At 73.5% G+C, this 10,133-nt stretch carries 12 protein-coding genes, 6 tRNA genes and 1 pseudogene; 9 read left to right on the forward strand and 10 right to left on the reverse strand.

Going from position 1 to position 10,133, the window contains the following annotated elements; translation table 11 throughout:
- A pseudogene (locus JNW98_RS32510) lies at positions 1-359 on the reverse strand (hypothetical protein); the annotation flags it as partial.
- Positions 359-961 carry a DUF4365 domain-containing protein gene (locus tag JNW98_RS32515; RefSeq protein ID WP_223771900.1) on the reverse strand — a complete coding sequence of 201 codons (603 nt, stop codon included), beginning with the start codon at positions 959-961 and terminating at the stop codon, positions 359-361. The gene JNW98_RS32515 and the pseudogene JNW98_RS32510, both read right to left, overlap by 1 nt.
- A gap of 166 nt (positions 962-1,127) precedes the next feature.
- Between JNW98_RS32515 and JNW98_RS32520 the strand changes: the two genes are divergently transcribed.
- The gene (locus JNW98_RS32520; protein ID WP_223771901.1) at positions 1,128-1,853 is read left to right on the forward strand and encodes an exonuclease domain-containing protein; all 726 of its coding nucleotides are present in this window, start codon (positions 1,128-1,130) and stop codon (positions 1,851-1,853) included.
- A gap of 39 nt (positions 1,854-1,892) precedes the next feature.
- On the opposite strand, the gene JNW98_RS32525 is transcribed toward JNW98_RS32520, so the two are convergent.
- Both JNW98_RS32525 and JNW98_RS32530 read right to left on the reverse strand, forming a co-directional pair.
- Positions 1,893-1,964 (reverse strand) — tRNA-Val (locus tag JNW98_RS32525).
- A 266-nt stretch (positions 1,965-2,230) separates the two neighbouring features.
- Positions 2,231-2,302, reverse strand: a tRNA-Val gene (locus JNW98_RS32530).
- A 266-nt stretch (positions 2,303-2,568) separates the two neighbouring features.
- Between JNW98_RS32530 and JNW98_RS32535 the strand changes: the two genes are divergently transcribed.
- Both JNW98_RS32535 and JNW98_RS32540 read left to right on the forward strand, forming a co-directional pair.
- Positions 2,569-2,982, forward strand: a complete 414-nt coding sequence (locus JNW98_RS32535) for an SsgA family sporulation/cell division regulator (protein WP_004942301.1) — start codon at positions 2,569-2,571, stop codon at positions 2,980-2,982.
- A 233-nt stretch (positions 2,983-3,215) separates the two neighbouring features.
- Positions 3,216-3,800, forward strand: a complete 585-nt coding sequence (locus tag JNW98_RS32540; RefSeq protein ID WP_223771902.1) for a CGNR zinc finger domain-containing protein — start codon at positions 3,216-3,218, stop codon at positions 3,798-3,800.
- Positions 3,801-3,816: 16 nt separating this feature from the next.
- Here JNW98_RS32540 and JNW98_RS32545 read toward each other — a convergent pair whose 3' ends face one another.
- Positions 3,817-4,014: a hypothetical protein gene (locus JNW98_RS32545; RefSeq protein ID WP_223771903.1), complete on the reverse strand. Its 198-nt coding sequence runs from the start codon at positions 4,012-4,014 to the stop codon at positions 3,817-3,819.
- A gap of 59 nt (positions 4,015-4,073) precedes the next feature.
- Positions 4,074-4,529: a hypothetical protein gene (locus JNW98_RS32550; protein WP_223771904.1), complete on the reverse strand. Its 456-nt coding sequence runs from the start codon at positions 4,527-4,529 to the stop codon at positions 4,074-4,076.
- Between the two features lie 184 nt (positions 4,530-4,713).
- Here JNW98_RS32550 and JNW98_RS32555 point away from each other — a divergent pair, with 184 nt between their 5' ends.
- Positions 4,714-5,256, forward strand: coding sequence for a DsbA family protein (locus tag JNW98_RS32555; RefSeq protein WP_223771905.1), 543 nt, complete (start codon positions 4,714-4,716; stop codon positions 5,254-5,256).
- Positions 5,257-5,283: 27 nt separating this feature from the next.
- Here JNW98_RS32555 and JNW98_RS32560 read toward each other — a convergent pair whose 3' ends face one another.
- The 3 genes from JNW98_RS32560 to JNW98_RS32570 all read right to left on the reverse strand — a co-directional run bounded on the left by JNW98_RS32560 (position 5,284) and on the right by JNW98_RS32570 (position 8,038).
- On the reverse strand, positions 5,284-6,105 hold the full coding sequence (locus tag JNW98_RS32560; protein ID WP_223771906.1) for a GNAT family N-acetyltransferase: 822 nt from the start codon (positions 6,103-6,105) through the stop codon (positions 5,284-5,286).
- A 62-nt stretch (positions 6,106-6,167) separates the two neighbouring features.
- Complete coding sequence (locus tag JNW98_RS32565; RefSeq protein ID WP_223771907.1) at positions 6,168-6,989, reverse strand: aminotransferase class IV; 822 nt, start codon at positions 6,987-6,989, stop codon at positions 6,168-6,170.
- Positions 6,986-8,038 (reverse strand): chorismate-binding protein, encoded by a 1,053-nt coding sequence (locus JNW98_RS32570; protein WP_223771908.1) that lies wholly within the window; start codon positions 8,036-8,038, stop codon positions 6,986-6,988. Before JNW98_RS32570 ends, JNW98_RS32565 begins: the two co-directional genes overlap by 4 nt.
- A gap of 172 nt (positions 8,039-8,210) precedes the next feature.
- Between JNW98_RS32570 and JNW98_RS32575 the strand changes: the two genes are divergently transcribed.
- From JNW98_RS32575 to JNW98_RS32590, 4 genes are all read left to right on the forward strand, one after another.
- Positions 8,211-8,283 (forward strand) — tRNA-Gly (locus tag JNW98_RS32575).
- Positions 8,284-8,317: 34 nt separating this feature from the next.
- A tRNA-Cys gene (locus JNW98_RS32580) sits at positions 8,318-8,391 on the forward strand.
- A 1-nt stretch (position 8,392) separates the two neighbouring features.
- Positions 8,393-8,467: transfer RNA gene (locus JNW98_RS32585), tRNA-Val, on the forward strand.
- A gap of 20 nt (positions 8,468-8,487) precedes the next feature.
- A tRNA-Val gene (locus JNW98_RS32590) sits at positions 8,488-8,559 on the forward strand.
- 285 nt (positions 8,560-8,844) lie between these two features.
- Here JNW98_RS32590 and JNW98_RS32595 read toward each other — a convergent pair.
- Complete coding sequence (locus JNW98_RS32595; RefSeq protein ID WP_223771909.1) at positions 8,845-9,063, reverse strand: hypothetical protein; 219 nt, start codon at positions 9,061-9,063, stop codon at positions 8,845-8,847.
- Between the two features lie 641 nt (positions 9,064-9,704).
- On the opposite strand from JNW98_RS32595, the gene JNW98_RS32600 reads away from it, so the two are divergent.
- Positions 9,705-10,133: protein kinase domain-containing protein (locus tag JNW98_RS32600; protein WP_223771910.1), on the forward strand; the 429-nt coding region annotated here is incomplete at its 3' end.

A 10,133-nucleotide genomic window follows, 5' to 3' on the forward strand; every position in this document is an offset into this window, starting at 1 on the left:
CCGGCGCGCAGCCGGTCCTGGGCGGCCCAGTCGGCGTCGGGCGCGGAGGCCGGGCGCACGCAGTGGATCTCGTCGCCCGGTGTGCCGAGGGCGAGGAGGATGTGCCGGGCGGTGGGCTCGGTGCTGCGCTCCAGGGCGGTGCGGGCCTCGGCGAGGAGGTCGGCGCCGTCGGGGAGAGCGGGGTCCTCGGGGACGAGGAGGCTGGGTCCGCCGGGGCCGCCGCCCGGCGGGGGCGGGGTCCAGCGACCGTAGCGTCCGGCGGGTCCGCCGCGGCGCCGCCAGCCGTGGCGGGCCAGCAGGGTGGCGAGGACGGCGGACTCGGCCTCGGCGGGGCGGGGTGTGCCGGCCTGCGGTCGCATCAGGGTCTCCCTCCCGCCCCGACGCGCGTCATGATCTCGCAGAGGGCGTGGTCGTCGAAGACGTGCGCGGTGGGGATCCGCACGGTGGTTCTGTGCCGGCCGGTGACCGGGTGGCCGGCGAGGTTGGTCCAGTAGCAGCAGTGCCGCACGGCGAGCCGGTCGTGGTCCGCGTGCACCCAGTCGTCTCTGGCCCGGGGCACGAGCATGACGACGAGGATGCGGTGGACGGCCACGGGGGTGCGGGCGAGTTTGACGAGGTGCTCGTTGTCGAGCGTGAAGGGGAACGTGGCGCCGGGCGGCCGGGGCGGGACCTGGTAGGTGGCCTTCAGCTGCACCTTGATGGTGACCTCGTCATCGGTGGTGTGGCCGGGGGCGGTGTGGCTGAGGTGCCAGTCGATGCCGTGGTCGGGGAACGGCTGGGCGAGCGAGCAGCCGGCCGCCGCGGCGACGGCGTGCAGGTGGCCGATCTGGAGCGTCTCCATGCAGGCGGTGCCGGCGAGGGCGCCGCGGCGGGGCGGGGTGGGCCCGCGCGGGAGGCGCCGCTCGTCGGCGCGGGGTGGCCCGCCGGCCGGAACGGCCGGTTCGGGCCGCGTGAGGGCCATGTCCGAAACACCTTCCGGGGGCACCGTCTTCGGTGCCTGTACCGCTGTTGTCTCCACCCGAACTCCTTCGCAAACAAGGGCGGTTCGGGCCGCACGGAGACCGGGTATCACTCGACGGAGGGAGGGGATTCACGCCAAATTCCGGTCAAGCGCGAGGAGTTGTGACATGCCGAGCTGGTTCGAGGGGCCGCTCGCCGCCTTCGACACGGAGACCACCGGAGTGGACGTCGAACACGACCGCATCGTGTCCGCGGCCCTCGTGGTGCAGTCACGGGCGGGAGCCACACCGGCGGTCACCCGCTGGCTGGTCAACCCGGGCGTCCCGGTGCCTGAGGGCGCCACGGCGATACACGGGCTGACGGACGCGCACCTCCAGCGGTTCGGGCGGTGGCCCGCGCCGGTGATGGAGGAGGTGGCGCGGGCGCTGGCCGAGCAGTCGGCGGCGGGGATCCCCCTGGTGGTGATGAACGCGCCGTTCGATCTCACCCTGCTGGACCGGGAGTTGCGGCGGCACCGCGCCGCGTCGCTCGCGGCGTACCTGGGGGCCTCGTCGCTGTGCGTCCTCGACCCCTGGGTACTGGACAAGCACCTGGACCGGTACCGCAAGGGCCGCCGGACGCTGTCCGATCTCTGCGCCCAGTACGGGATCGAACTGACGGGCGCTCACGACGCGGCGGCGGACGCGGCGGCCGCGATGGCGGTGGCCCGGGCGATAGGGCAGCGGTTCGCGGTGCGGCTGGAGCGGCTGAGCGTGGCCGAGCTGCACGCTCGGCAGGCGGTCTGGCACGCGGCGCAGGCGCGCGGGCTCCAGGCGTGGTTCGCGCGGAACGGCTCCGAGGAGCAGTGCGATCCGGCGTGGCCGTTGCGGGCGGAGTTGCCGTCCGCGGCATGACGAGGCCGGTCCTTCTGATGAAGGACCGGCCTCGGTGTGTGGGCGATACTGGGATCGAACCAGTGACCTCTTCGGTGTGAACGAAGCGCTCTCCCGCTGAGCTAATCGCCCGGGAGTTTCTCGGGGTTTCCCCCGGGAACGCACTGAACAATACAGGTCATGGCGCTCCCGCATCAAATTCCGGCCGGGGGCGCCTGCGGCGGGCCGTGCCCCGGTCCCACCCCTTCGCCGATTCCTGGGGGGCAAGCCCCCAGACCCCCTGAAACCGCGCTCCGCGCGGTTGTCCTCAAACGCCGGACGGGCTGACTCGGTCCGCCCGAGCATGACAAAACACCCGTGGTCCGCAAGGGCTTGCCTTACGGACCACGGGTGGGATGTGGGCGATACTGGGATCGAACCAGTGACCTCTTCGGTGTGAACGAAGCGCTCTCCCGCTGAGCTAATCGCCCGGGCGCACCGCAAACATTACCGCATGTCAGACGGTGCCCAGAACCACCGACTGCAGCCCGTCACCCTGGGTGATGACGGGGGTGCGGCGCGGCCTTGACGGAACTCACCGGAACGGCCGTACCGGGAGCGCGCGGGGTCGGCCGTACGAGGTATCCGAAGAGTCCCAAAACGGTCAGAGGGGTTTACAACGGCACCGTAGGTGGCATGTCGATTTCGCCGACGTGCGAATCCCCGAGCGCACACTGAGCGAAAGGCCCTGGCGCTTATGAACACCACGGTCAGCTGTGAGCTGCACCTGCGCCTCGTTGTGTCGAGCGAATCGTCACTGCCTGTACCCGCAGGTCTGCGGTACGACACTTCCGATCCGTATGCCGTACACGCCACCTTCCACACCGGAGCCGAGGAAACGGTCGAGTGGGTCTTCGCCCGGGACCTGCTGGCCGAGGGGCTGCACCGGCCCACCGGCACCGGCGACGTCCGCGTCTGGCCGTCCCGCAGCCACGGTCAGGGCGTCGTGTGCATCGCGCTCAGCTCTCCGGAGGGCGAGGCGCTGCTGGAGGCGCCGGCGCGAGCCCTGGAGTCGTTCCTGAAGCGGACCGACGCCGCCGTCCCGCCCGGTACCGAGCACCGGCACTTCGATCTGGACACCGAGCTCTCCCACATCCTGGCGGAGAGCTGAGGCGGTCCACGGCCGGAGGTCCGGTCCCTGCGCGCCGCCCACTCGGGGAGGCGGCGCGCGTCCCGTCCCGCTGACACGTTCCACGCGCATCAGGCAGCACGGCCGCGCCGTCGCCACGGAAACCACCGTGGTCGACGGCGCGGCCGTGTGGCGTTCCCGCGGAGCCAGTAAGGTCGGTGCCCACCGTCGAACAAGTTGCCGCCCCACCGGCCGGGCCAGGGAGCGAACCAACCGTGCTGATCAACCACGACACCGGGTGCGCGCTCAACGCCGTCGTCGACCTGCTCAACAGCTCCCCCGCCGGTCCGCCGGACGCCGGGGCCCCGGGGGCCGCCGGGAACGACGGGCTGCCGGACGTGGCCGCGCTGCGGGCCTTCGTGGAGCGGCACGACATCAGCGGGGTCGGACAGCTGGACGAGGGCGATCTGCGGGCCGTGCGGGAGCTCAGGGCGCGGTTCGCGCGGGTCTTCGACACCGAGGCCACCGCGGAGGCCGCGGAGCTGCTCAACGCCCTGGTCGCCGAGGCGGGCACCACGCCCCGGCTCACCGATCACGACGGCTACGACTGGCATGTGCACTACTTCGCGCCGGGGGCCTCGCTCGCCGAGCACCTGGCGGCCGACGGCGGCATGGCCCTGACGTTCCTCCTGGTGGCGGGCGAGCGCGAGCGGCTGCGCCGCTGCGGCGCGCCGGGGTGCGGGCGGGCCTTCGTGGACCTCTCGCGGAACCGGTCCCGCCGCTACTGCGACGGCCGGACCTGCGGCAATCGGCTGCACGTGGCCGCGTACCGGGCCCGGCGGCGCGGCGCGGCCGACTGAGCGGGCTGTCCACCGCTCACCACCGGTAGAGGTCGTGGACCGCCGTCACCAGGATCAGCGTCGCCACGAAGGCGAGGAACAGCATCAGGGGCGGCTGGGAGAGGGCGAAGAGACAGCCTCGCGGTTCCTTGGCGAGGTCGCTCAGGTCGAGGTCGTTCAGCTCGGATAGGTCTGCGGTCAGTTCTGCGGTCAGCTCGGCCGGTTCGTCGTTCATCTCCGGCAGATCATGACGCAGCGCGTTCCGTCAACGGGCCGATCGTGTGGAGGTGTTCGTCAGATCCCGTGCTTTTTGAGGATTGCCTCGATGTCGTCGAACTCGCCTCCGGTACCCTTCCGCCCCTTCGGCTTGGAGCGCCCCTTCGGGCGGTCCGCGGAGTGGCCTGCGGCCGGTCCGACGGCGGGGGCCGAGGCGCCGGGTGCCAGGGCGTCGGGACCGCCGGCACCGCCGCCGTCCGGCAGGGTGTGGCCTCCGGCCCGGCGCCGCTCGGCGGCCCGGCTCACCATGAACAGCAAGGCGGAGAGGGCCAGGACGCCGAAGCCGGCCCAGACGGTCGGCTTGAAGACCAGGTCGGTGACCCAGTCGATGATCCCGGTCATGACGAGGCCGATCGGGATCAGGGCGAAGGCCGCGATGCGGGTCGCGGCGAGGAAGCGCTTGCGGTAGGCCGTCAGCAGGGCGATGCCCAGTCCGCCCGCGGACACCGCGGCGCACACGGTCGAGGTCAGCATCCGGTCCTCCTGCCGATGGTGGGCTTCTGCATCCATCCTGCACCGGGTGGCGGCCCGGAAGCCACGACGGGGGGCGGAGATCAGGGAGAACTCCGGGTCGTCCCCTGGGGGCCCTCCTCCTCAGGACCGAGGCCTCCTCAGGATCGAGACGTCCCCTGGCCGCCCGGGCTGGGAGACTGGGGCCATGAGCGAGATCAACAGCCCCTCCGCCCCGTCAGCCGTCCCCGCCGGCCCCGCCGACCCCGCTGTTCTGGACGTCTGGTGCGACCTCCAGTGCACCGACTGCCATGCCGCCCTGGAGGACCTGCGGGCGCTGCGGGCCCGCTACGGCGACCGGCTGGACGTCCGGCTGCGGCACTTCCCGCTGGAGAAGCACCGGCACGCCTACGCCGCCGCACAGGCCGCCGAGGAGGCGGCCGAGCAGGGCCGGGGCTGGGAGTTCGCGGAGGCCGTGCTGGGGCGCGCCGGGGAGCTGGGCGAGCGCGGCGAGGCCGTGCTGGCCGAGGTGGCGAAGGCGCTGGGGGTGGACGCCGAGGAGCTGGACACCGCGCTGGTCGACGGCCGGCACCTGCTGATCGTCGACGCCGACCAGGCCGAGGGCAAGGCGATCGGGGTGACCGGCACCCCGACGTACGTCATCGGCGGCGAGCGGCTGGACGGCGGGAAGAGCCAGGAGGGGCTGCGGGAGCGGATCGAGGAGATCGCGGACCGGCTGCTGGCCGGCTAGCCGGCGTCCGCTGCCGGAGCCGGGCGCTCAGAGCAGTGCCTTCTGGAAGTACAGGTTCGTCGTCTCGTAGCCCAGGGACTCGTAGAGCCGCAGGGCCGGGGTGTTGCCGGCGAAGACGTTGAGGCCGACGCGGTCGTGTCCCAGGGCGAGGGCCTCGCGTTCGGCGACGAGCATCAGGGTGCGGCCGTGCCCGCGGCCGCGCTGTTCCGCCGCCACCCTGACGTCGTAGACGTAGCCGATGCCGTCGCGCGTGCCCAGCCAGAGGGTGCCGGCGTCGACGCCCTCGTGGGCGAGGACGCGCAGGGCGACGCCGGGGGTCGCGGCGCCCCGCGGCAGCAGGGCCGCGTGGTCGGCGTCGCTCTTGGCCGCGGCCTCGGCCTCGGGGACGCCCCGCTCGGTCAGCGACTCGACGTAGCCCGCCTTCTCCTGGGCCACCCACGCCGGGAACCGGTCCTCGTCCAGGGGCCGCGCCGTGCTCCCGGCGGGCAGGGCGGGCGGGTCGGTGAGCCTCTTGACCATGTTCCGGCTGCGCTCGGTGTAGCCGAGGGCGGTCACCAGGCCGAGGGTGGCGGTGTCCGCGGCGGGGAACTCGAAGCCCACCCAGCGGCATCCCCAGCCGCGCAGCACCTCCTCGGCCGCGAGGGCGGCGACCGTGCCGCGGCCCCGGCGACGCTCGCCCTCCCGGACGAAGAGCCGCTCTATGCTCCCGGCCCGCGGGCCGAAGTGGGTCTGCGTGGCGAGTTCGGCGTCGCCGACGGGCCTGCCGTTGACGCAGATCTCGTACCCGCGGCGGCGGTGGCCGTCGGCGGTGCGCTGTTCCGGTGCGCTGGGGCGCAGGGTGGTGGTCATGCCGCTGTTCTACCCACCCGCCGGGCCCCGCGTCGCGGGATTTCCCGTCGGCCGCCGCCGGTTCAGGGGTCGATGTCCGCGGCCGACCGTTCGGCGAAGACGCGCATGACCTCGGCGGTCACCGGGCCGGGGGCGCCAGGGAGTTGGCGGCCGTCGAGGGTGTGGAGGGCCTGGACGTCGCGGAGGCTGGAGGTCAGGAAGACCTCGTCGGCGCGGTCGAGGGCGTCCATGGGCAGGTCGGTCTCGCGGGCGCCGGTCCACTCGAGGACGAGGGCGCGGGTGATGCCGGGGAGGCAGCCGGAGGCGAGGGGCGGGGTGTGGAGTTCGCCGTCGAGGACGGCGAAGACGTTGGTGGCGGTGCCTTCGCAGAGCGCGCCCGCGGTGTTGGCGAGCAGGGCCTCGGTGGCGCCCTGCTCGCGGGCGCGGGCGAGGGCGACGACGTTCTCGGCGTACGAGGTGCACTTGATGCCGGCGAGCGCGCCGCGTTCGTTGCGGGTCCAGGGGACGGTGACGGCGGCGGTGGCGGCCGGGCGGGGCTCGATGGGCGCGGCGGTGACGAGGAGGGTGGTGTCGGCGGCGGCGCGGTCGGCGCCGAGCGGGGAGAGGCCGCCGGTCAGGGTGATGCGGAGGCGGCCGAGGGCGAGGGGGCGGGCGTCGAGGACGGCCGCGCAGGCGCGGCGGGTCTCGTCGGCGTCGGGTGCGGGGAGGCCGAGGCCGCGGGCGGAGGCGGCGAGCCGGTCCAGGTGCCGGGTGAGGGCGAAGGGGCGGCCGTCGACGACCTTGAGGGTCGTGAAGACGCCGTCGCCGACCGTCAGGCCGTGGTCGAACACCGAGACGCGGGCCGCGTCCTCCCCGACGAGCTTTCCGTTGAGCCAGACGGTCACCGTCGCCTCCCCGCGGTCGGACTGTGTGTGCCGGACGCTATCGCGAGCAGCCGGGCCGCCTTGAGTTCGGTCTCGGCCCATTCGCCCTCGGGGTCGGAGCCCCAGGTGATGCCCGCTCCGGTGCCGAAGCGCAGCGCGGGGCCGCCGGGGGCGGTGCGGTCGATCCAGAAGGTGCGGATGCCGACGGCGAGCTCGCCGGTGCCTCGGTCGGCGTCGACCCAGCCGATGCCGCCGCAGTAGGGGCCGCGCGGGCCCTGTTCCAGGCGTTCGATGATCTCCAGGGCGCTGGCCTTGGGGGCGCCGGTGACCGAGCCGGGCGGGAAGGTGGCGGCGAACAGCTCGGACCAGCCGGCGCCCGCCGCGAGCTCGCCGCGGACGGTGGAGACGAGGTGGACGAGGCCGGGGTGCTGTTCGACGGCGCAGAGCGCGGGGACGGTCACGGACCCGGTGGCGCAGACGCGGCCCAGGTCGTTGCGGACCAGGTCGACGATCATCACGTTCTCGGCGTGGTCCTTGTCGAGCAGGTCGGCGGCGGTGCGGCCGGTGCCCTTGATCGGTCCGGACTCCAGGACGCGGCCGGTGCGGCGCAGGTAGAGCTCGGGCGAGGCGGTGACCACCTCGGTGCCGTGGGCGGGGAGCCGGACGGTGCCGGCGTACGGGGCCGGGTTGCCGGCCGCGAGGTGGGCGGCGAGGGCGTCGACGTCGGCGTGGTCCGGGTCGGGCAGCGGCGCGCCGAGGACGCGGCAGAGGTTGGCCTGGTAGACCTCGCCGGCGGCTATGTGCTCGCGGATCCGCCGGACGCCCGCGATGTAGGCGTCCCGGTCGAGGGAGCTGGTCCACGCCTCGGGGGCGGGGCCGCGCCAGCGCCCGGGGGCGGGGAGGGGCGCGGGGCGCACGTCGCCGAAGCGGGCGCACCGCAGGTCGCCCTCGAAGCCCGCGACGACGGCCCACCAGCCCCGGGAGTCCAGGGCCTCGGGGTCGCTGGTGACGTCGCGGAGATCGGTGGCGAGGAGGCCGCCGAAGCGGGCCATCGGGGGGAGGTCATGCACGTCATCGAGTCTATGGGCCGGTCCCCGGCGCTGAGCCGGGTGAAGGAAGCGGGCAGCACGCTGCGGAAACGGAATTTGAGCTGGCGCTGGAATCCGCTAGAGTTCAACACGTCGCCGGGACGCGGAAGCGAAACGGCGGGGCGACTTCCGGATCACGGTCCGGAGGAAGCGTGCGGACATAGCTCAGTTGGTAGAGCACCACCTTGCCAAGGTGGATGTCGCGAGTTCGAGTCTCGTTGTCCGCTCGAGTAGGGGGATCTTCCCGACCCCCGCACTCCTGGTGGAGTGGCCGAGAGGCGAGGCAACGGCCTGCAAAGCCGTCTACACGGGTTCAAATCCCGTCTCCACCTCCAAGGACGATTAGCTCAGCGGGAGAGCGCTTCCCTGACACGGAAGAGGTCACTGGTTCAATCCCAGTATCGTCCACCAAGGTCCTCGCGGACCTTCCCGCGCGATTAGCTCAGCGGGAGAGCGCTTCCCTGACACGGAAGAGGTCACTGGTTCAATCCCAGTATCGCGCACGCAGCACACCCTCCCGGACGATTAGCTCAGCGGGAGAGCGCTTCCCTGACACGGAAGAGGTCACTGGTTCAATCCCAGTATCGCGCACCATGATCGGCCGGAGGCCGGGGCTTCGAGCTCCGGCCTCCGGCCGTTTTCGCTGGTCATCGACGAGTTTTACGCAAAGGACGGGCCGGGCACCTCCCCAGGTGCCCGGCCCGTCATGCCGTCCGCCGCACCCCCGTCCCCACGGGGTTATGGCCGGCCCGTCCCCGACCCGGACCGCTCTTCCGGGAGCGGAGCGCTCAGCGCCCCAGCATGCCGGCCACGGACGACGCTTGAGTGACGACGGCATCCCAGCCGCCGAAGGCGACGGCCAGGACGGCCGCGCAGGGCAGCACCATGGCCAGAGCGACCAGAGGGTGCCGGTTGTCGGCGGGGCGGCCGCCGGGGAGGTCGGGGAGGCTCCGGTGGGCGTCCGCCCGTCCGGGTGCGCGGGCCGCGCGTCGTACCGCCTGGGCCATGGCACCCCTCCCTTCCGGTCCTGCCGGACCCCGCCCCTCGTCCGGCGCGGCCGCGCGGGCCGCTCGGACGTGTGCCGATGCTGGCGGCGGCGGGCGTCCGACCTCGGGGGACGAGTGTTGCGCCCGCCGCCTGAACTCCACAGTAGGCGGCGGGCGGGGGCCGGACGTCATGCCCTCGTACCCCTTGCACGGCCTCCCGGAGGAGGAGGGAGGGGTGGGGCCGGTACTCCCCTGGGTGGAGAACAGAGGAGCGGTTCGCCGGGGTCGTCTCGGGGTGGGTCTCCGGGTTCTCCCCCAGGGGGCCGCGCCGGAGTGATCTGCCTCACGTCCGGGGTGTCCCGGGTCACCGTCGCCGCGGCACCCCTGACCGCCCGGGCCGACGGTGTGTCAGGTGTTCGAGCGGGGGGCTTCCCGGGGGCACCGCCCGTCGGCTCGCCGTCCGTCGGGCCGTCAATCCCCGTTCCCTTCCGGGGGCTTGGCGGCGGGCGGCGGGCGGACGGGGACGGGGCGGGCACCCGGAGGCGGTCGGGCGCGGGCGCGCGGCGGAACCGGTCATCCGATCGCCGACGCATGCGCGGCCTCTCAGCAAGGGCGCCCGGCAATCCGTAAGCTGTGGCTCGTCAGACGGACCGGCAGCGGGGATGAAGATGACGATGATGCGGCTCCGGCGCGAGGACCCGCGTGTCGTCGGCTCGTTCCGGCTTCACCGCCGGCTGGGCGCGGGCGGCATGGGCGTGGTGTACCTCGGCTCGGACAAGCGCGGCCAGCGGGTGGCGCTGAAGGTGATCCGGCCGGATCTCGCCGAGGACCAGGAGTTCCGCTCGCGCTTCGCGCGCGAGGTGTCCGCCGCGCGGCGCATCCGCGGCGGCTGCACGGCGCGGCTGGTGGCCGCCGATCTGGACGCGGAGCGGCCGTGGTTCGCGACGCAGTACGTGCCCGGGCCCTCGCTGCACGACAAGGTGACCGAGGAGGGTCCGCTGTCGGCTGCTCAGACGGCGTCCATCGGGGCGGCGTTGGCCGAGGGGCTGCTCGCGGTGCACGACGCGGGGGTGGTCCACCGGGACCTGAAG

This window comes from Streptomyces huiliensis, from assembly GCF_020037025.1.
GTDB lineage: Bacteria > Actinomycetota > Actinomycetes > Streptomycetales > Streptomycetaceae > Streptomyces > Streptomyces huiliensis.

What these genes read in the sequence shown, in the direction of transcription:
- JNW98_RS32515 (WP_223771900.1), bottom strand. Translation starts at nt 961, where the DNA reads ATGGCCCTCACGCGGCCCGAACCGGCCGTTCCGGCCGGCGGGCCACCC.
- JNW98_RS32520 (WP_223771901.1), top strand. Translation starts at nt 1,128, where the DNA reads ATGCCGAGCTGGTTCGAGGGGCCGCTCGCCGCCTTCGACACGGAGACC.
- JNW98_RS32535 (WP_004942301.1), top strand. Translation starts at nt 2,569, where the DNA reads ATGAACACCACGGTCAGCTGTGAGCTGCACCTGCGCCTCGTTGTGTCG.
- JNW98_RS32545 (WP_223771903.1), bottom strand. Translation starts at nt 4,014, where the DNA reads ATGAACGACGAACCGGCCGAGCTGACCGCAGAACTGACCGCAGACCTA.
- JNW98_RS32550 (WP_223771904.1), bottom strand. Translation starts at nt 4,529, where the DNA reads ATGCTGACCTCGACCGTGTGCGCCGCGGTGTCCGCGGGCGGACTGGGC.
- JNW98_RS32555 (WP_223771905.1), top strand. Translation starts at nt 4,714, where the DNA reads ATGAGCGAGATCAACAGCCCCTCCGCCCCGTCAGCCGTCCCCGCCGGC.
- JNW98_RS32560 (WP_223771906.1), bottom strand. Translation starts at nt 6,105, where the DNA reads ATGACCACCACCCTGCGCCCCAGCGCACCGGAACAGCGCACCGCCGAC.
- JNW98_RS32595 (WP_223771909.1), bottom strand. Translation starts at nt 9,063, where the DNA reads ATGGCCCAGGCGGTACGACGCGCGGCCCGCGCACCCGGACGGGCGGAC.